Source organism: Promicromonospora sp. Populi, assembly GCF_041081105.1.
Classification (GTDB): domain Bacteria; phylum Actinomycetota; class Actinomycetes; order Actinomycetales; family Cellulomonadaceae; genus Promicromonospora.
Window position 1 is genome coordinate 2451896 of sequence record NZ_CP163528.1, and the last position, 17691, is coordinate 2469586.

At 71.3% G+C, this 17691-nt stretch carries 13 protein-coding genes; 4 read left to right on the forward strand and 9 right to left on the reverse strand.

The window, feature by feature from the left end:
- Positions 1-30 precede the first annotated feature (30 nt).
- Positions 31-483 carry a MarR family winged helix-turn-helix transcriptional regulator gene (locus tag AB1046_RS11210; RefSeq protein WP_369375288.1) on the forward strand — a complete coding sequence of 151 codons (453 nt, stop codon included), beginning with the start codon at positions 31-33 and terminating at the stop codon, positions 481-483.
- A 54-nt stretch (positions 484-537) separates the two neighbouring features.
- Here the strand turns inward: AB1046_RS11210 and AB1046_RS11215 are convergent, their stop codons facing one another.
- The 7 genes from AB1046_RS11215 to rnhA all read right to left on the reverse strand — a co-directional run bounded on the left by AB1046_RS11215 (position 538) and on the right by rnhA (position 13000).
- Entirely contained in the window at positions 538-2268 is a 1731-nt protein-coding gene (locus tag AB1046_RS11215; RefSeq protein WP_369375290.1) for an FAD-dependent oxidoreductase, read from the reverse strand.
- The gene (locus AB1046_RS11220) at positions 2265-2951 is read right to left on the reverse strand and encodes an HAD family hydrolase (RefSeq protein WP_369375292.1); all 687 of its coding nucleotides are present in this window, start codon (positions 2949-2951) and stop codon (positions 2265-2267) included. The genes AB1046_RS11215 and AB1046_RS11220 overlap by 4 nt, the downstream gene beginning before the upstream one ends.
- The gene (locus AB1046_RS11225) at positions 2948-3958 is read right to left on the reverse strand and encodes a ScbA/BarX family gamma-butyrolactone biosynthesis protein (protein ID WP_369375294.1); all 1011 of its coding nucleotides are present in this window, start codon (positions 3956-3958) and stop codon (positions 2948-2950) included. Before AB1046_RS11225 ends, AB1046_RS11220 begins: the two co-directional genes overlap by 4 nt.
- Entirely contained in the window at positions 3955-5097 is a 1143-nt protein-coding gene (locus AB1046_RS11230) for an acyltransferase domain-containing protein (RefSeq protein WP_369375296.1), read from the reverse strand. The genes AB1046_RS11225 and AB1046_RS11230 overlap by 4 nt, the downstream gene beginning before the upstream one ends.
- Positions 5094-10772 (reverse strand): beta-ketoacyl synthase N-terminal-like domain-containing protein, encoded by a 5679-nt coding sequence (locus tag AB1046_RS11235; protein WP_369375298.1) that lies wholly within the window; start codon positions 10770-10772, stop codon positions 5094-5096. The genes AB1046_RS11230 and AB1046_RS11235 overlap by 4 nt, the downstream gene beginning before the upstream one ends.
- Positions 10773-11084: 312 nt before the next feature.
- A complete protein-coding gene (gene lpdA, locus AB1046_RS11240) occupies positions 11085-12488 on the reverse strand; it encodes a dihydrolipoyl dehydrogenase (protein WP_369375300.1) in 1404 nt (467 codons plus the stop codon).
- 92 nt (positions 12489-12580) lie between these two features.
- Positions 12581-13000, reverse strand: a complete 420-nt coding sequence (rnhA, locus tag AB1046_RS11245; RefSeq protein ID WP_369375665.1) for a ribonuclease HI — start codon at positions 12998-13000, stop codon at positions 12581-12583.
- A gap of 150 nt (positions 13001-13150) precedes the next feature.
- On the opposite strand from rnhA, the gene AB1046_RS11250 reads away from it, so the two are divergent.
- On the forward strand, positions 13151-14068 hold the full coding sequence (locus tag AB1046_RS11250) for an LLM class flavin-dependent oxidoreductase (protein ID WP_369375302.1): 918 nt from the start codon (positions 13151-13153) through the stop codon (positions 14066-14068).
- 181 nt (positions 14069-14249) lie between these two features.
- Here AB1046_RS11250 and leuD read toward each other — a convergent pair whose 3' ends face one another.
- Both leuD and leuC read right to left on the reverse strand, forming a co-directional pair.
- On the reverse strand, positions 14250-14885 hold the full coding sequence (gene leuD, locus AB1046_RS11255) for a 3-isopropylmalate dehydratase small subunit (RefSeq protein ID WP_369375304.1): 636 nt from the start codon (positions 14883-14885) through the stop codon (positions 14250-14252).
- A 14-nt stretch (positions 14886-14899) separates the two neighbouring features.
- The gene (gene leuC, locus AB1046_RS11260; RefSeq protein WP_369375306.1) at positions 14900-16456 is read right to left on the reverse strand and encodes a 3-isopropylmalate dehydratase large subunit; all 1557 of its coding nucleotides are present in this window, start codon (positions 16454-16456) and stop codon (positions 14900-14902) included.
- 119 nt (positions 16457-16575) lie between these two features.
- On the opposite strand from leuC, the gene AB1046_RS11265 reads away from it, so the two are divergent.
- Both AB1046_RS11265 and AB1046_RS11270 read left to right on the forward strand, forming a co-directional pair.
- Positions 16576-17295, forward strand: coding sequence for an IclR family transcriptional regulator (locus AB1046_RS11265; RefSeq protein WP_026365378.1), 720 nt, complete (start codon positions 16576-16578; stop codon positions 17293-17295).
- A 205-nt stretch (positions 17296-17500) separates the two neighbouring features.
- Positions 17501-17671: a hypothetical protein gene (locus AB1046_RS11270; protein ID WP_369375308.1), complete on the forward strand. Its 171-nt coding sequence runs from the start codon at positions 17501-17503 to the stop codon at positions 17669-17671.
- The last annotated feature ends 20 nt before the right edge of the window (positions 17672-17691 follow it).

A 17691-nucleotide genomic window follows, 5' to 3' on the forward strand; every position in this document is an offset into this window, starting at 1 on the left:
ACCGTCAGCGCCGCCAGAAAGGAGCTGGCAGTGGGAATCTCAGAACGAACGCCGCTGTCACAGACCATCGGATACCGCCTGATCAAGGTGGGTGAGATGGTCCTGGAGACAGCCGAGCAGGTGCTCGCACCGACAGGGATCAAGCCGAGGCAGTACAACGTGCTCGTCACCCTCTCGGTCGACGCGACCCTGTCCCAGCGCGAGCTGAGCACGGCGCTGGGGATCGACCCGAACGTCATGGTCGACGTCATCGACGAGCTCGAACGGCAGGGCTTCGCCCGACGTGAGCGGAGCCCGGTCGACCGCCGTCGCCATATCGTGGTGGTCAGTCCCAAAGGGAAGACGGCGCTCGCAAAGGCCCAGGGCCTGCTCGACGAAGCCGAGAAGGAAGTCCTCGGTGTGCTGACCTCGGATCAACGTCAGGTCCTCTTCGAGTCGGTCGGCGTACTCCTGGGCCTGACCCCGGTGCCGCGGGCGAGCTGAGTAGCCCGCCCGCGGACCGAACAGGCTTTCCCTGTCGGAGAGCGAGGTGGCGCGTCAGCCCCTGGCCACCTCGCTCTCGGCCACGTCGCTCTCCGCCACCTCGCTCTCGGCCGGGATCACCGGCTCTCCCGAGCGCGCCGGCGCTCGCCCGCCGAGCAGGCGGAGGATCCGCCCGCGCCCGGCCCAGTCGGTCGCCCCGCCGACGACGCCGTCCGGCCGCACCCAGACGATCGTCGGCCGTCCCGCTGTGCCCGCTGTAGCTGCTGTGCCCGCTGTGCTTGTTGTGCCTGCTGTGCTTGTTGCGCCCGCTCCGGGCGGGTCGGTGACGAGCACACCAGCGGGCGCCTCGCGGATCAGGGCGTCACGCTGCTGCGCCGTCAGGCCGGAGACGACCAGACGGTGCCGCACGGCGCAGCCAAGGTCGTCGCGCGGCGGCACGGGCAGACCGCTCCACCGCCCCACGGCCGGCAGGCCGATTCCCTGGGGTACCTGCCCCTCGACCAGGGCGGGACTGTTGCGCAGCCCGAGGTCGAGCTGCGCGAGCCGGCCGACGGCCGCTCCCTGGAACCGCGCCTTGCCGCCCACGGTCCGCAGGAGGGCGTCCCGCAGCGTGCGCAGCACCGGGTTGGCCACGAGCCACAGCTTGGTCTGCGCGTCGGCCTGCTGGACCGCGCGCTGCGCGGCCGGCCTGCGCTCGGCCTCGTACCCGTCGACCACCGCGGCGTCCGCTCCCCCGAATGCGGCGGCGAGCCGCCAGGCAAGGTCGAAACCGTCCTGGACCGCGGTGTTGAGCCCCTGGCCGCCGGCAGGCGAGTGCCCGTGCGCGGCATCACCCGCCAGCAGGACCGGGCCGCTGCGGAACTGCTTGGCGACCCGCGAGTGGACCCGGAAGCGGCTCGCCCAGCGGACATCGCTGATCGTCGCCGTCGGCTGGCGCAGCCGCAGCGCCGCCAGCGCGTCGTCGAAGACGGTGTCGGGTGTGCCCTCCGGCGGGATCTCACGGTCCGCGAAGACCCGGTGGGTCCCGTCCGGCAGCGGTACGACGACGAGCACCCCGCTCGGCCCCAGGTCATAGCGCGCCTCGTCGACCGGCAGGTCCGGGCTGACGACCCGGCCGTCGACCAGGAGGAACTCCCGGGTGAACGTCCGGCCCTCCATCTCCACCCCGGCGGCCGCACGGACGACGCTGCGCGACCCGTCGGCGCCGACCAGCCACCGGGCCGCGACCTCCGTCGTCGCGCTCGTCGTGCTGGAGCCTGTCGTGCTGGAGCCTGTCGTGCTGGAGCCCGTCGTGCTGGAGCCTGTCGTGCCGAAACCTGTTGTATCGGCGACCTGGACCACCGCGCGGTCCTCGTCGAGGCGCACCTCGGTGACCCGGTGGTTCCACCGCACGTCCACCCCCAGCGCCGTCGCGCGGCTCAGGAGCAGCCGGACCACTACGGGCTGCGGCAGGCAGACGGGGCGCGTGAACCGGGTCCCCGCCAGCCCACCGAACGGGACGGTGAACAGCGGGCGGGTAACGGACGAGTAGCGCGCCCGCTGCAGGACCAGGCCCTCCTGCAGGACGTCGTCCCCGACGCCCAGACGGTCGAGCACCTCCAGGCAGCCGGCCCACAGCACGAGGGCGCGGGGCTGGTCGTCGGGTCCCGGCCGCGCGTCGTACACCCGCACGGGCACACCCTGCAGCGCGAGCGTGCAGGCCGCGACCAGGCCGGCCGGGCCCGCGCCGACTATGACGACCGGCAGCGTGCTGACCGGCTGTGCACTGAACGGCGGCGCGGTCATGACGCGCCCTCGGCGACCGGCGCCGCACCCGTGGCGAGCAGCGCCTCGATCTCCGGCAGGGAGGCGTCCGCGCGCGTCCACACGACGGCGCTGAACCCGAGGTCGCGGGCGGCCGCGCAGTTCTCCTCGAGGTCGTCGACCATCAGGCACTCCGAGGCGGGCTTGCCGAGGCGCTCCAGGAGCCTGCGGTAGATCTCCGGGTCAGGCTTGCGCACCTGCTCCCGGCTGGAGTCGACCACCACGTCGAACAGGGCGTCGGCGTCGACCTGCGCGCGCCAGCGCGGCTCCCACTCCCGCACGTTGTTCGTGAGCAGCGCCGTGGTGTACCCGCGCTCGCGGAAGCCGGCGATGGCGTCGGTCACCGCGGTCTCCGTGCGCCGCCCCTTGAACCACCACTCGCCGAACGGCTTGCCCTCGAGGCGGTCGAGCGTGCCCTCGGGCAGGTAGGTGGCGAGCCGCTTGATCATCTCGTCCTCGGTGATGGCGGCCACCTCGAGCTGGGCCATCGGCTCCGCCCGGTGCTCGTACGCGGAGGCGCCCATGGCTTCCCGCAGCTGCAGCGGCGAGATGCCCACCGCCTTGCAGAAGAGGTAGAACGTCTCCTCGAGCGGGTTCGTCAGCACGCCGCCGTAGTCGAAGACGAGCGTGCTGATCCTCTGGCCGCTGAACTGGTCGCTGATCATGCTGTGACTCCCATCGTGAGGTCGATCTGGGCTGCGACCCTGCCGGCGTGCAGGATCGAAGTGCGGGTGGAGCACGCGACGATCGCGCCACGCGTGGTCAGCTCGGCGACCTGGGTGACGACCTGCGTGGGGAGGTCCAGCTCGACGAAGGCGTCGAACGAACCCGTGCACGCGAGGACGACGAGGTCGGACGGTTGCAGGCCGTGGGAGAGCGACACGGCCGCCGCGGCCGACTGGCGCGCGGCCTCGAGCAGGAGGTTGCCCGGTGCATGGTCGAGGGGATGGTCGAACAGGTAGGGGTGACGGGTGTCGACATGGAGCCAGGACTCCGCCCGACGCTCGCCGGCCGAAGATGGGACCAGGGACACCTGGCTCACCACGACGTTGCGCGGGTCCCGCCGGCCGACAGTCCGGGGGTCGGCGCGCGCCGACGGCTGCGCAGATGTCTGTGCCGACGGCTGTGCCGACGGCTGCGGGGACGGCTGCGGGGACGGCAGGAGCGGCTCGGCGGCGCTCAGGGTCTCGCGCCGGCCGAGCCCGCGCAGGCTCTTCCACTCCGCGGGGGTCATGACCATGAGCGACCCCCGCCCGGTGAGCGCCGCCCGGCCGTCGACCAGGATCTGCCCGGTGAACTCGACGCCGGTCACCCTGCCGCCGATCGTCCGGCGCGCCTCGAGAGCGGTGCCGACCTCCAGGTGCGCCTGCCGGTCCCCGACCCGCAGGGCGTCGGCGTCGTCGATCTGCACGTCGAGGTCTCGGAAGAGGAACGCGAGACCCAGCGGAACCCCGAGGTGCAGGTGCGAGACGCAGACGGCGGCCTGCCGGACGGTCTCGACCAGGAGGGAGAAGTCGAGGACGGGCCCCTCCTGCATGAGGTGGCCTCGTGGCAGCTGAGCTGCCACCCGGTACGTCCCTTCGGTATCGGACGTGTCGGTGACGAAGACCTCGGCGACGGCCGTGCGGTGCACGTACTCGCGGGCGACGGTCGCGGCGTAGCTGAGGCTCATGAGGCCACCGCCCCCGGCGTCGTGCAGACGGGCGCGACGAGCTCTGGCTCGGGGGACGGAAGCCTTGGCGCGTCGCCGTGGGCGGCCCCGACAACCGATGCAGCTGAGGCAACCGAGGCAACCGAGGCAGCCGGAATGTTCAGGGCGCCCGGCCGCAGGCCGTAGCCCAGCTCGCGCAGCCGGTGCGACACGTCCAGGAGGGACGCGTTCAGGCTGGTCCCCCGGCGCATCGACACAAGGCTGGTGACGCGCGCGGCATGCCCCGCGAGCGACTGCTCGGCCACCATCGACAGCGTGGCCTGGGGCCCGAGCTCCAGCAGGACGTCGTGCCCCCTGCCCGACGCCGTACGGATCGCGTCCCGGAACCGGACCGGGCGGATCACCGTGTCGGCCCAGAACGAGGCGTCCAGCGCGGCGACGGGCACCCGCCCGCCGACTGCGCTCGACACGATGTGCCCGTTGCCCCGCGGCGGCGGGACGTCGGCGAGCGCCTCGACGATCGGCCGGCGCATGACGGCCGCCCGCGGCGAGTGCAGCGCGTGCCGCACGCGGAGCGGGAGCCACCAGCCGCCCGCGGCGCGGACGTCCGCGCCGAGTGCGTCGACGGCGTCGTCGCTCCCGGCGACCACAACGACCGCCGGTGCGTTGACGGCGGCGACGTGGACGTCTCCGCCGCGCGCGACCAGCCGGTCGACCGTGTGCGGGTCGAGGCCCGCGACGGCCATGGTGCCGGTGCCGTCGAACCGCTGGACCGCCTCGGCCCGCCGGACCACGATCGTGAGCGCCTGCTCGATGCTCAGCGCGCCGACGGCGTGCGCCGCCGCGACCTCCCCGAGCGAGTAGCCCACGACCTCGTCAGGGATGACGCCGCGACGTCGCCAGAGGTCGGTGAGGCAGGCCTGGATGGTGAAGATCGCCGTCTGGGCGGCGACGGCCTCACCCACCTCGGGCGGCGCCTCGTCGGTGCTCAGGTGCTCCAGCAGCGACCACCCGGTGAGTTCGCGCACGGTCGCCTCGCACCGGTGCAGCGTGGGCCAGACCCCGGGCTCGGACAGGAGCGTCCGCCCCATGCCCGGCCACTGCGACCCGTAGCCGCTGTAGACGAAGGTGAGCCGGCTGCGGGCCCGGTGCCGGATCATGCGCGCTCACCGCCGATCGCCCGGTTGGCGACCTGGCCATTCGTGAGGCTGTTCGCGAGCGCGTCGAGGTCGTCGTCGGGCGACCCTTCGGCGAGCTCGCTGGGCAGGAGTCCGCTGGACAGATGGTCGGCGAGCCGCCGGACCGTCGGGTGGTCGAAGACGACGGTCGCCGGAATCTCGCGCCCGAGCCGTCGCTCCAGCTCGCTGCGCAGCTCGACGACCATGAAGGACGTCAGGCCGAGGTCGAAGAGCGACGCGTCGGGATCGAGCTGGTCGGGCCGGTCGAGGCCGAGGGCCGGGGCGAGCCGCTCCTGGAGGAGCTCGAGCACCTCGACCGAGCTCGTCAGGGGCGCCTCGTCCGCCGGGAGCGCGAGGATGCGGTCGGCCGCTTCCGGGAGCACGACGGCGGGGTAGGCGTCCGGCTGCGCGGGGGGCCACGCCGCGGTCGCGGGGGTGCCGTGCGGTTCATGATTAGCTGGGTGATCGCTCGGATGATTGGTCGGGCGATCGCTCGGTCGACCGTTCAGCTGATCGCTCGGTCCGGCCGGGCCAGCGGGTCCGGCCGGACCGGCCGGGTGGACGGCGGCGGGCGGCGCGACGGCGGGTGCTTGTGCCGGTGCCAGTGCCTGTGCCGGTGCCGGTGCCTCGGGCAGCCAGTAGTCCCGGCCCTGGAACGGGTAGGTCGGCAGCTGCGGCACGTGTGCCGGGCGCGGGGTCACCGCGCTCCAGTCCACGTGGCCGCCCTCCCGCCAGTACTGCGCGTACGCCTCCCGCAACGCCCGAGCCGGCCCCGTCGTCGAGACCGATGCCAGCCCGCGCATGGGACGCCCTCTCTGCGCCTTTCCACGTGTGCCGCTCTGCGACCCGCCTTGCATCCCGCTCTGTACCCCGCTCTGCGACCCGCTCTGTGCCTCTCCCCCGGCCTCGTTCCGGTCGAGGAGCGGGAGCAGGCCGCCCGGACCGAGCTCTAGGACCACCCGAGCTCCGGCGGCGCGGGCGGCGCCGAGCGCCGCGCCGAACTGCACGGGCTCGCGCGTATGCCGGACCCAGTAGTCGCTGGTGGCCACCTCGGGGCCGACGAGCTCACCGGTCGCGTCGGAGACCATCGGGACGGCGGGCAACCGGAGCTGTACTCGATCGAAGGCCGCCCGGAGACCGTCGAGCACCGGGTCCATGTGGTGCGAATGGAACGCGCGATTAACGCCGAGCCGGATGCCCCGCACGTCGCGGCGCGCCATCGTCTCCAGCACCTCGGCGACGCCGTCCGGGTCCCCCGACACGACGGTGTCGTGCGGGCTGTTGTGCACCGCCACCTCGACGGCGCCGGAGACCAGCGGCCCCAGGCCCGCGAGGTCCTCCGGGCGGCAGCGCAACAGCACCATGGCGCCCTCGGGCGCGTCGTCGGCCATGAGCCGACCACGCTCGGTGACGAGCCGGTAGCCGTCCTCAACCGAGAACACACCCGCGAGTGCCGCCGCCGCGTACGCGCCCACGCTGTGTCCCAGCACCATGGAGGGCTCCACGCCGGCCGAGCGCCACCAGGCGCCCAGTGCGACCGCGGCCGCGTACAGGGCCGGCTGGGTGACGTGGGTGGAGGCAAGGGCCTCAGTGGCGGACCGGTCGTTCGTGACGAGCACGGACAGCGGCAGCTCGGCCGGTCCGCCGAGGCTGTCGATCACCTCGGTGATCACAGGGACGCGCCCGTAGAGACCGGCGAGGCAGCCTGCGACGGGCAGGCCGTGCCCCGGGGCCAGGAACGCGACCCGGGGCGGCGAGCCGACGACGCGGTTGAGGTCGCCGTCGCCGATCGCGACGCGGAGCAGCCCGCTGAGCAGCTCGGGGCCGGACTCCGCGACGACCGCCGACCGGACTGCCAGGTCGGCCCGCCCGGCCCCCGCGGCCCACGCGAAGCCGCGCAGACGTTCGGCGTCGGACGTCCCGTCGGCGAGGGACACCGAGACCCGCTCGGCGAGGCGCACGGCGGTCGCCCGCACGGCGGCGTCGTCAGCCCCGCTGAGCTTGACCACTACGGGTTCCGGGGTGTCGGCCGGGGTGTCCGCCGTCGACAGCGCCGGGGTGCCGGTAGCGACGCCGGCGCTGGACCGCGCCGGAGGGCTCTGGACCACTACGTGCGCGTTCGTGCCGCCGAAGCCGAACGACGAGACGCCCGCCACGCGCACCGGGTCCGCCCAGCGCACGCTGTTGCCCGGCACCGTCACGCCGAGCTCGTCCCACGCGATGTGCGGGCTGGGCGTCGTGAGGTTGAGGTGCCGGGGAATCATGCCGCGCTCGACGGCGAGCAGCACCTTGACAAGGCCGGCGATGCCCGCGGCGGCCTCCAGGTGCCCGATGTTGGTCTTGACCGAGCCGATGGGCAGCGGGCGCGGCCGGTCGGCCGTGCCGAGGGCCGCGGCGAGCGCCCGGACCTCGATCGGGTCGCCGAGCGGCGTCCCGGTCCCGTGCGCCTCGACGTACCCGACCTCGTCGGACGTGACCCGCGCGGCGTCCAGCGCCGCCCGGACCACTGCCTGCTGGGCGTTGCCGCTCGGTGCGGTGAGCCCGTTGCTCCGGCCGTCCTGGTTCACGGCGGAGCCGCGGATCACCCCCACCACACGGTCGTCGGGCCCGACGTCGGACAAACGACGCAGCACCACTACACCGCACCCGTCGCCCCGCACGTACCCGTCGGCGGAGGCGTCGAACGCCTTGCACGCCCCCTCCGGGGAGAGCATCCGGCCCTGGGAGAGCGCCACCGTCGAGTCGGGGGTGAGCACGAGGTTGACCCCGCCGACCAGGGCGGAGTCGACCTCGCCGGACCGCAGGCTCTGCACCGCGAGGTGCGCGGCGACGAGCGACGACGAGCAGGCGGTATCGACGACAAGGCTGGGCCCGGTCAGCCCGAAGGTGTAGGAGATCCGGTTGGCGCCGAAGTTCCCGGCGCTTCCCGTGGCCGTGTACGCATCGATCTGCGCGAGGTCGCCCGAGCGCAGGGTCAGCCGCTCGTAGTCGGACCCGCTCATCCCGACGAACACGCCGGTCCGGCTGCCCCGGAGGGAGTCGGGTGCGATGCCCGCGTCCTCCAGCGCCTCCCAGGCCGTCTCGAGCAGCAGGCGGTGCTGCGGATCGATCTTGACCGCCTCGGCGTCAGGGATGCCGAACAGGCCGGCGTCGAACCGCCGTATCCCGCCCAGGGCGCCGAGGTGTCGGGAGTAGGTACGGCCGGGCGCGCCGGGGAGGGGGTCGAAGACGGAACCGAGGTCCCACCGGTCCTCCGGCACGTCGACGACGCCGGACCGCCCCTGGACGAGGAGGTCCCAGAACGCCTCGGGTCCCTGTACCCCGCCAGGGAAGCGGCAGCCGATGCCGATGACCGCTATGGGCTCGGTGCGCGGGTCGGTGTGTGTGCCTGAGTGTGTGCCTGAGTGTGTGCCTGAGTCTGTGCCTGTTCCGGCGCGCGGGTCGGCCGCACCGGCAGGAGCGGGCGCTCGGCCGAGGTCTGGGGTCTCGGCGAGCGCGGCCGCGTCCGGGGACTCCCCGGCCAGCGCCGCGGCCACGGCGCTGATCGATCCGTGCTCCCACGCGAACGTCGGGGGGACGTCCGTGCCGAGCCAGTCCGACAGGATCCCGGCGATCATGACCGCCCGCACGCTGTCCAGGCCGAGGTCGGCCAGGTCGGCCCCGGCGTCGACCTTGGTGAGGTCCAGCCCGCTGTGCTCGGCGACCAGGTGGCGCAGGCGGTCCTCGATCTCGTTGGCCGTCGGTGGGGTTGGTGTCGCCGCGGTGGGTGTCGCTGCTGTTGATGTCGCTGCGGCGGACGGCGCTGCGGCGGGCGTGCCGGTCGGGAGGCCGGCGCCCGCAGGGGCCCGGTCGTCCGAGGTGGCCGGTTCGGGAGCGGTCGGCTCGCCGGCCAGCACGCCGGCCGGTTCCCCGGCTCGCTCGCCAGCCAGTTCGCCGGCCAGCTCGCTGGCTAGTTCGCCGGCCAGGTACGACGCCTTGGTGTCGCGACGGCGGATCTTGCCGCTCGACGTGACGGGAAGGCTCCGCCGGGGCACCAGGACGAGCTCGTGGACCGGGATCCGGTGCTCGCGCAGCACGGCCCGGCGCACGACCGCGGCGATCTCCTGCCGGGCGACAGGATCCTTCAGCGGAGCGGGCGGCACCTCCTGGACGACGACGAGCACCTCGCTCCCATCATGTTCGACGGAGAACGCCGCGGTACGCAGCGCAGCCAGAGCGGGGTGGCTCTCCACGCTCGTCGCCTCCACGTCCTGGGGATAGACGTTGCGGCCGGTGAAGATCATCAGGTCGCTGGCCCGACCGGTGACGAAGAGCTCGCCGTCGATCAGCGCGCCGAGGTCACCCGTGTCCAGGTACGGCCCTTCACCGGTGGCAAGGTGGTTGGCGAAGGTCTGCGCGGTCCGCTCGGCGTCGTCGAAATACCCAGCGGCGACAGCCGCGCCCTGCACCCAGAGGCGACCGACACCGCCGTCGGCGACCGGCAGCAAGGTCGCCTCGTCGACCAGGACTACCTCGACCCCGGGTCCGACCTGGCCGCTGCTGACGAGCCGGAGCGTCGCCTCGTCGCCCGATCGCGGCCGCATCAGCCCCTCACCCAGACCGGGCTCGGAGACCTCCCGGATCACCGGCTCCCCGCCGGATCTCGCGCCGGACTTGGCGCCGGAGACTACGAGCGTGCCCTCCGCAAGGCCGTAGCACGGCTGGAACGCCTCCTTGCGGAACCCGGCGCTCGCGAACCGCTCGGCGAACCGGTCGATCACCTCGGCGCGGACCGGCTCGGCACCGTTGAGCGCGTGGGTCCAGGTAGACAGGTCGAGCTGGGCGCGGACCTCGTCGGACACCCGGTGCACACACAGGTCGTAGGCGAAGCTGGGCCCGGAGCTGTGCGTGGCCCGGAGCCGGGAGATGGTCTGGAGCCACACCGCAGGGTCACGGATGAACGAGGCGGGCGCCATGAGCACCGACTCCATGCGGCCGTACAGCGGAAAGACGATCCCGCCGATGAGGCCCATGTCGTGGTAAGGCGGGACCCAGGTGACACACACGCTGTCGGCGTCGATCTTGAACGTCTCGCAGGCGGTCACGGAGTTCGCCAGCAGGTTCGCGTGGGTCACCATCACGCCCTTAGGGGCCGCCGTCGACCCGGAGGTGTACTGGAGGAACGCCACGTCGCCCGGAGCGACGTCGGGCGGGCGCCAGCCGCGCTCCCGGCCGTCGGCGGGAGCCGCGCCGACGTCGAGCAGGGTTACCCCTGGCATCCCGTCGACACTTCCCGCGGGAAGGTCTGCGTCAGTGACGACGATGCGGGCCCGGGAGTCCGCGACGATGGACTCGATCCGGCGCAGGTGGCGAGTGGCCGTCGGCGGGTAGGCCGGCACCGCGACGAGGCCGGCGTAGAGACAGCCGTAGAAGTAGGTGACGTAGTCCAGGCCCGGTGACGTCATCAGGAGCACGCGGTCACCCGGTTCCGCGGACTCGGACAGCGTGACAGCGACGGCCCGGGCACGGGCGTCGAGCTCGCCGTACGTCATGGACGTGTCCTCGGGCTCGGCGCCCCGGACGAATGTCAAGAACCGGTAACCCACCCGGTCGGGCTCATCCTGCGCACGCCGACGCAGGAGATCCACGACAGTCTTGAGATGCTCGTGCGAGTCCATCCGCAGTCCACCTATCCCCTAGAGACATGGGTAGTCCCGGGGATGAAAACGACGCAGCCTCGGGCTACCGCGTCGTTGTCGATGGCCGAGCAAGATCGTATCCAGTACCTATCGTCCCATGGGGTCGATTATAGGAGAAACCTGGGTGAACTCGACAAGTTCACCCGGAGTTGGCTCGACGTGGGCTCGTAGGAGCGGTCCGGTGCTGGCCGCGCCGTCGTCGGGCGGACGCAAAAGAGGCCCGGATCCGCGGAATTCCGCGGGTCCGGGCCTCTGACCAGGCCGACCACCCAAGGGCGGCCGAGCGACCAACTAGAAGTTGATCATGTGCCCGGCGATACCGTGCACCGTCTCCTGGACCGACTCCGACAGCGTCGGGTGGGTGTGCACGTTGCGCGCCACCTCGTCGGCGGTCAGGTCCCACTTCTGCGCGAGCGTGAGCTCCGGCAGCAGCTCGGAGACGTCCGGGCCGATCATGTGGGCGCCGAGCAGCTCGTTGTACTTGGCATCGGCGACGAGCTTGACGAAGCCCGTCGTGTCGCCCAGGCCGTGGGCCTTGCCGTTGGCCATGGTCGGGAAGGACGACACCTTGACGTCGTACCCCTCGTCCTTGGCCTGCTGCTCCGTGAGGCCGAACGAGGCGACCTGCGGGGAGCAGAAGGTCGCGCGCGGCATCATGCGGTAGTCGCCCAGGGTCTGCGTCTCGGCGCCGGCGATGGTCTCGGCGGCAACGACGCCCTGCGCCTCCGCGACGTGCGCCAGCATGAGCTTGGCGGTCACGTCACCGATGGCGTAGATGTGCGGCACGTTCGTGCGCATGTAGTCGTCGATCGCGATGGCGCCGCGGTCGGTGAGCTGCACGCCCGTGCTCTCGAGCCCGAAGCCCTTGATGTTGGGGGCGAAGCCGACGGCCATGAGGACCTTGTCGACCACGAGCTCGCCGGGCTTGTCGTCCTTGACGCCCTTGTAGGAGACGGTGACGGACGAGCCGTTGTCCTTCACGGTCTGCACCGCGGTGGAGGTCAGCAGGTTGACGCCCAGCTTCTTGTACTGCTTGGCGATCTCCTTGGAGACGTCCGCGTCCTCGTTCGGCAGCGCGCGGTCGAGGAACTCGATGATCGTGACGTCCACGCCGTAGTTCTTCAGGACGTAGGCGAACTCCATGCCGATGGCGCCGGCGCCGACGATGGCGATCGACTTGGGCAGCTCGCGCGTGAGGATCTGCTCCTCGTAGGTCACGATGTTCGAGGACAGCTCGACGCCGGCCAGGAGGCGCACCTCGGAGCCCGTGGCGATGATCGCGTTGTCGAAGGTCACCGTCTCGGTGCCGCCCTTGTTGAGGGCCACCTCGATGGTGTTCGCGTCGCGGAACGTGCCGCGGCCGTCGAGCTCCGCGATCTTGTTCTTCTTCATGAGGAAGTGCACGCCCTTGACGCGGCCGTCCGCGACCGTGCGCGAACGGTCCCAGGCCTTCCCGAAGTCGAACGAGACGTCCCCGGCCATGCCGAAGAAGTCCTTCTGGTGAGTGAAGATGTGCGCGAGCTCAGCGTTGCGGAGCAAGGCCTTCGAGGGGATGCAGCCCACATTGAGGCAGACACCGCCCCAGTACTTCTCCTCGATGATCGCAACGGACTTACCGAGCTGGGCAGCGCGGATGGCGGCGACGTAGCCGCCGGGGCCCGCGCCGAGGAGTACGACGTCGTAGTGGGAAGCCATGGGCCCAGCCTATTAGCGGTATCGGATGCGTGTGACGTGACGTCCGTCTCGGTTCAACGAACCGGCTCGACGACTCGGTTCGACGACTCGGTTCAGCGGACCGAGTCCACACCCTTGTTCGCCAGCATGTCTGCGTGCTCGTTTCCCGGGTCGCCCGCGTGACCCTTCACCCAGACCCAGCTGACGTCGTGCTTCGCGACCTCGGCGTCGAGCGCCTGCCAGAGATCGACGTTCTTGACCGGCTGCTTGCTCGCCGTCTTCCACCCGTTGCGCTTCCAGCCGGCGATCCAGGTCTTCATCCCGTTCATCACGTACGACGAGTCGACGTGGATGGTGACCGAGGTGGGCCCCTTGAGCGCCCGCAGGCCCTCGACGACGGCGGTCAGCTCCATGCGGTTGTTGGTGGTGACCTTCTCACCGCCGAACAGCTCCTTCTCGTGCTCGCCGGAACGCAGCAGCGCGCCCCAGCCCCCCAGGCCCGGGTTCCCCTTGCAGGCGCCGTCGGTCCACATCTGCACGGTCGGGCCTGCTGCACTCTCGCTGGTCACGGGCCTCACCCTAACCGGCGGCGGTGGGGCCGCACGCCGAGTGTCAGTGGCTCGGCATAGCGTGTGTGACAGGCCCCGGAAGACCGCGTTGAAGACAGCATTCGAGGAGGAACGATGAAGTTCGGTTTCATCAGCAGCTTCGGCACGCTCGACGAGCACGTATCTCTCGCCGCCGAGATCGAGGACCACGGCTGGGACGGGTTCTTCACCTGGGACGCGATCAACCTGAGCGGCGAATGGGCGATGCCGGTCTACGACCCGTTCGCCGTGCTTACGGCCGCCGCTTGCGTGACGGAACGCATCACGCTTGGGGCGATGGTGTTCGCCGTACCCCGGCACCGCCCGTGGGAGCTGGCGCAGCGAGCGCTCACCGTGGATCGGATCTCGGGCGGGCGGCTGGTACTGCCTGTCGGTGTGGGCGTCGCCGAAGATCGCGGCTTCACCTCGGTTCCGGGTCAGGCCACGAGCCTGAAGGATCGAGCAGCCCAGCTCGACGAGATCCTGGCCTGGCTCGAGAAATCCTGGTCGGGCGAGGACTTCGAGTTCCAGGGTGAGCACATCAGCACAGGACCGTTCCGGTTTCCCGAGCCGCCGGTCAAGGGCCGGATCCCGGTCTGGCCGGTCGGCGTCTGGGACGCGGCGCGACCGCCCGTCAAGAACCTGCAGCGCGCGCTGCGTTGGGACGGGATAGTCCCGCAGCTACGCGGCACGGCGGATGATCTGACGCCGGACGACGTGGCCGGGCTGGTCGACTGGCTCAAGGCGCACCGTTCGGACGTGACTAGCGCGGGCGAACCGTCGAGCGGGGACGGACCGTCGGCCGCAGGCGAACCGGAGAACCCCCAGGACGGTCGACCGTTCGAGGTGATCCTGCAGGGCAAGCTCTCGACCGACCCGGGCAAGGCCGCCGAACAGGTCAGCGCCATGGCGGACGCCGGGGTCACCTGGTGGATCGAGTCCTGGTGGGACCCCACGAAGGACACCGCGGAGTCCCTCCTGGAGAAGGTGCGCCAGCGGCCGCCGGGGCGGTAGCACCGCCCCCCTTACGACACGACCGCGCGGACACCGTTCGGTGTCCGGGCGGTCGTGCAATGTCCGGGCGGTCGTGCGTCAGGTCTCTGTGCGTCAGGTCTCTGTGCGTCAGGTCTCTGTGCGTCAGGTCTCTGTGCGTCAGACTCTGTGCGCGCTCGGAGCCGCTGATCGACCGCGCAGGTCAGACTGGGCGCGCCGCCTCGATCTCGACCGACGGCAGGTGCCGGGCCGGCAGCGTCTTCGGACGCCACGACTCCCGGGTCTCCTCGAACGCCGCGATCTTGTCGGCCTGCTGCAGGGTGAGCCCGATGTCGTCGAGACCCTCCATGAGCCGCCACCGCGTGTAGTCGTCGATCTGGAACGGCACGGTGACGTCGTCGGCCGTGGCGGTCTTGGCCTCCAGGTCGACGGTCACCTCGGTGCCGGGCTTGGTCTCGAGGATCTTCCACAGGATCTCGATGTCCTCGGGCGAGACGATGCCCGTCACCAGGCCCTGCTTGCCCGAGTTGCCACGGAAGATGTCCGCGAACCGCGAGGACAGGACTACCCGGAAGCCGTAGTCCTTGAGCGCCCAGACAGCGTGCTCACGCGAGGACCCGGTACCGAAATCCGGCCCGGCCACGAGCACCGACCCGGCGGAGTACGCCTCCTGGTTCAGCACGAACGACGGGTCGCCCCGCCACGCAGCGAACAGTGCGTCCTCGAACCCGGTGCGCGTGACCCGCTTGAGGTATACGGCGGGGATGATCTGGTCGGTGTCGACGTTGCTGCGCCGCAGCGGGACGCCGACGCCGGTGTGGGTGGTGATCTTCTCCATGATCAGTGCTCCTCTCAGCGCAGCGCGGGCTGGCCGGCGGCGGACCCGACCGGAGCGGACCCGATCGCTACGGGAATGGGCAGGTCGACGACGGACTCGCCCAGCGGGGACGCGCCCACGCCGTCGAGCGGCGAACCGTCGAACGTGGTGATGTCGATGGCGTCGGGCAGGTCCAGGTCGCTGACGCTGGACAGGGTGCCCCGGATCGCAGTCGCCGCTGCGACCAGCGGCGAGACCAGGTGGGTGCGGCCGCCCTTGCCCTGCCGCCCCTCGAAGTTGCGGTTCGACGTGGAGGCCGACCGCTCCCCCGGCGCGAGCTGGTCCGGGTTCATACCCAGGCACATGGAGCAGCCGGCGTTGCGCCACTCGGCGCCGAACTCCTTGAAGATCACGTCGAGGCCCTCGGCCTCAGCCTGCAGTCGCACCCGCGCCGAGGACGGAACCACCAGCACGCGCAGGGACTCGGCCTTCTGCCGGCCCTTGACCACCTTCGCGACCGACCGCAGGTCCTCGATGCGCCCGTTGGTGCAGGAGCCGATGAACACCGTGTCGACGCTGATGTCGCGCAGCGGCGTCCCGGCGGTCAGGCCCATGTACTCCAGCGCCTTGGCGGCGGTCTCGCGCTCGCCCTCGTCGGCGATGTCCGCCGGCACGGGCACGGACGCCGACAGCGGCAGCCCCTGGCCGGGGTTGGTGCCCCAGGTGACAAACGGCTCGAGGTCGGCCGCATCGAGGACTACCTCGACGTCGAACTCCGCGTCGTCGTCGGACCGCAGGGTCTTCCAGTACTCGACGGCGGCGTCCCAGTCCGCGCCCTCGGGCGCGTGCGGGCGGCCCTTGAGGTACTCAAAAGTGGTCTCGTCCGGGGCGATCATGCCCGCGCGGGCACCGGCCTCGATCGACATGTTGCAGATGGTCATCCGGGCTTCCATGGAGAGCGCACGGATGGCCTCGCCGCGGTACTCGAGCACGTAGCCCTGGCCGCCGCCCGTGCCGATCTTGGCGATGATCGCCAGGATGATGTCCTTGGAGGTCGCCCCGGCGGGCAGCGTCCCGTTCACGGTGATCGCCATGGTCTTGAAGGGCGCGAGCGGCAGCGTCTGGGTGGCGAGCACGTGCTCTACCTCGGACGTGCCGATGCCGAACGCGAGCGCGCCGAACGCGCCGTGCGTGGACGTGTGCGAGTCGCCGCACACCACGGTGAGGCCAGGCATGGTCAGCCCGAGCTGCGGTCCCACCTGGTGGACGATGCCCTGGTCCGCGTCGCCGAGGCTGTGCAGCCGGACGCCGAACTCCTTGGCGTTGTTGCGCAGCGTCTCGATCTGCGTGCGGCTCGTCACGTCGGCGATCGGCCGGTCGATGTCGAGCGTCGGTGTGTTGTGGTCCTCGGTAGCGATGGTGAGGTCGGGCCTCCGCACCGGCCGTCCGGCGAGGCGGAGCCCCTCAAACGCCTGCGGGCTCGTGACCTCGTGCACCAGGTGCAGGTCGATGTAGAGAAGATCAGGCGAGCCGTCCTCGCCTCGACGCACCAGGTGCGCTTCCCAGACCTTCTCTGCCAGCGTGCCGGCCATGGCGGATCGCCTCCCTGTTAAAAAACTGCCCTGTCAAAACTGCCCGTCAGAACTACGTGTCAGAAACAACTTCGGGCCTCGACTTGCAATCTCACGTTCCGAGACGGCAATATCGCGGTATGGACGATACTAGCGGAGTCGGCGTCTTGGACAAGGCGGCATCCGTACTCGGGGCGCTCGAGGCCGGCCCGGCCACCCTGGCGCAGCTCGTCTCTTCGACCGGCCTGGCCCGCCCGACGGCGCACCGCCTGGCCGTAGCGCTTGAGCACCACCGACTCGTTGCCCGCGACATGCAGGGCCGTTTTGTGCTGGGTCCGCGCCTCAACGAGCTGGCCACGGCCGCCGGCGAGGACCGCCTGCTGGCAGCCGCGAACCCCGTGCTCATCGCGCTGCGCGACCACACGGGTGAGAGCGCTCAGCTCTATCGCCGGCAGGGTGACCACCGCGTGTGCGTCGCCGCGGCCGAGCGTCCGGTAGGCCTGCGCGACTCGATCCCCGTTGGCGCAACGCTCAGCATGAGCGCCGGCTCCGCGGCGCACGTGCTCCTCGCCTGGGAGGAGCCGGACCGCCTGCACCGCGGTCTGCGCGACGCGACCTTCACGGCCACGATCCTCTCCGGCGTCCGACGCCGCGGCTGGGCCCAGTCGGTCTCGGAGCGCGAGCTCGGCGTGGCGTCGGTCTCGGCGCCGGTCCGCGGGCCGTCGGGCCGGGTTGTGGCCGCCGTCAGCGTCTCGGGGCCCGTGGAGCGGCTCTCCCGGCAGCCCGGCCGGCTGCACTCGGCCGCCGTCGTCGCCGCGGCCAACAAGCTCACCGAGGTTCTGCACCGGTCCGGCGAGTAATCCTCTGCCGCTTGGCCCGTACTGCTTGCCCGGGCGGGCATTGCCGTGCACACCCGGTGTGCGGCCGGTGAGCGGTCCGTGAGTGTTGGCTCGCCACGCCGAGCCAGGTGATTCCCCAGGTCGGGGTCCTGTCAGTACCCTCATTCGAGACGTGTGCACACCAGGGGCGCACGCGTACGTCGTGAGGAATCTGATGCCACCTAGGGTGAGGCTCATCATCATCTGGGTCGTGGTGATCTTCTTGCTGTACTCGGTCATCAACGATCCCGAACGCTCCGCCGACGTCGTGCTTGCCCTCTGGGATGTCATCTGGGGCGCAATCGCGAACATCGGCAGGTTCTTCGAGGAGCTCTTCACCGGGTCCATCGGCCGCTGACGACGTAAGGTCGGCGACGA

What these genes read in the sequence shown, in the direction of transcription:
- AB1046_RS11215 (WP_369375290.1), bottom strand. Translation starts at nt 2,268, where the DNA reads ATGACCGCGCCGCCGTTCAGTGCACAGCCGGTCAGCACGCTGCCGGTC.
- AB1046_RS11220 (WP_369375292.1), bottom strand. Translation starts at nt 2,951, where the DNA reads ATGATCAGCGACCAGTTCAGCGGCCAGAGGATCAGCACGCTCGTCTTC.
- AB1046_RS11225 (WP_369375294.1), bottom strand. Translation starts at nt 3,958, where the DNA reads ATGAGCCTCAGCTACGCCGCGACCGTCGCCCGCGAGTACGTGCACCGC.
- AB1046_RS11230 (WP_369375296.1), bottom strand. Translation starts at nt 5,097, where the DNA reads ATGATCCGGCACCGGGCCCGCAGCCGGCTCACCTTCGTCTACAGCGGC.
- AB1046_RS11235 (WP_369375298.1), bottom strand. Translation starts at nt 10,772, where the DNA reads ATGGACTCGCACGAGCATCTCAAGACTGTCGTGGATCTCCTGCGTCGG.
- lpdA (WP_369375300.1), bottom strand. Translation starts at nt 12,488, where the DNA reads ATGGCTTCCCACTACGACGTCGTACTCCTCGGCGCGGGCCCCGGCGGC.
- rnhA (WP_369375665.1), bottom strand. Translation starts at nt 13,000, where the DNA reads ATGTGGACCGACGGCGCCTGCAAGGGGAACCCGGGCCTGGGGGGCTGG.
- AB1046_RS11250 (WP_369375302.1), top strand. Translation starts at nt 13,151, where the DNA reads ATGAAGTTCGGTTTCATCAGCAGCTTCGGCACGCTCGACGAGCACGTA.
- leuD (WP_369375304.1), bottom strand. Translation starts at nt 14,885, where the DNA reads ATGGAGAAGATCACCACCCACACCGGCGTCGGCGTCCCGCTGCGGCGC.
- leuC (WP_369375306.1), bottom strand. Translation starts at nt 16,456, where the DNA reads ATGGCCGGCACGCTGGCAGAGAAGGTCTGGGAAGCGCACCTGGTGCGT.
- AB1046_RS11265 (WP_026365378.1), top strand. Translation starts at nt 16,576, where the DNA reads ATGGACGATACTAGCGGAGTCGGCGTCTTGGACAAGGCGGCATCCGTA.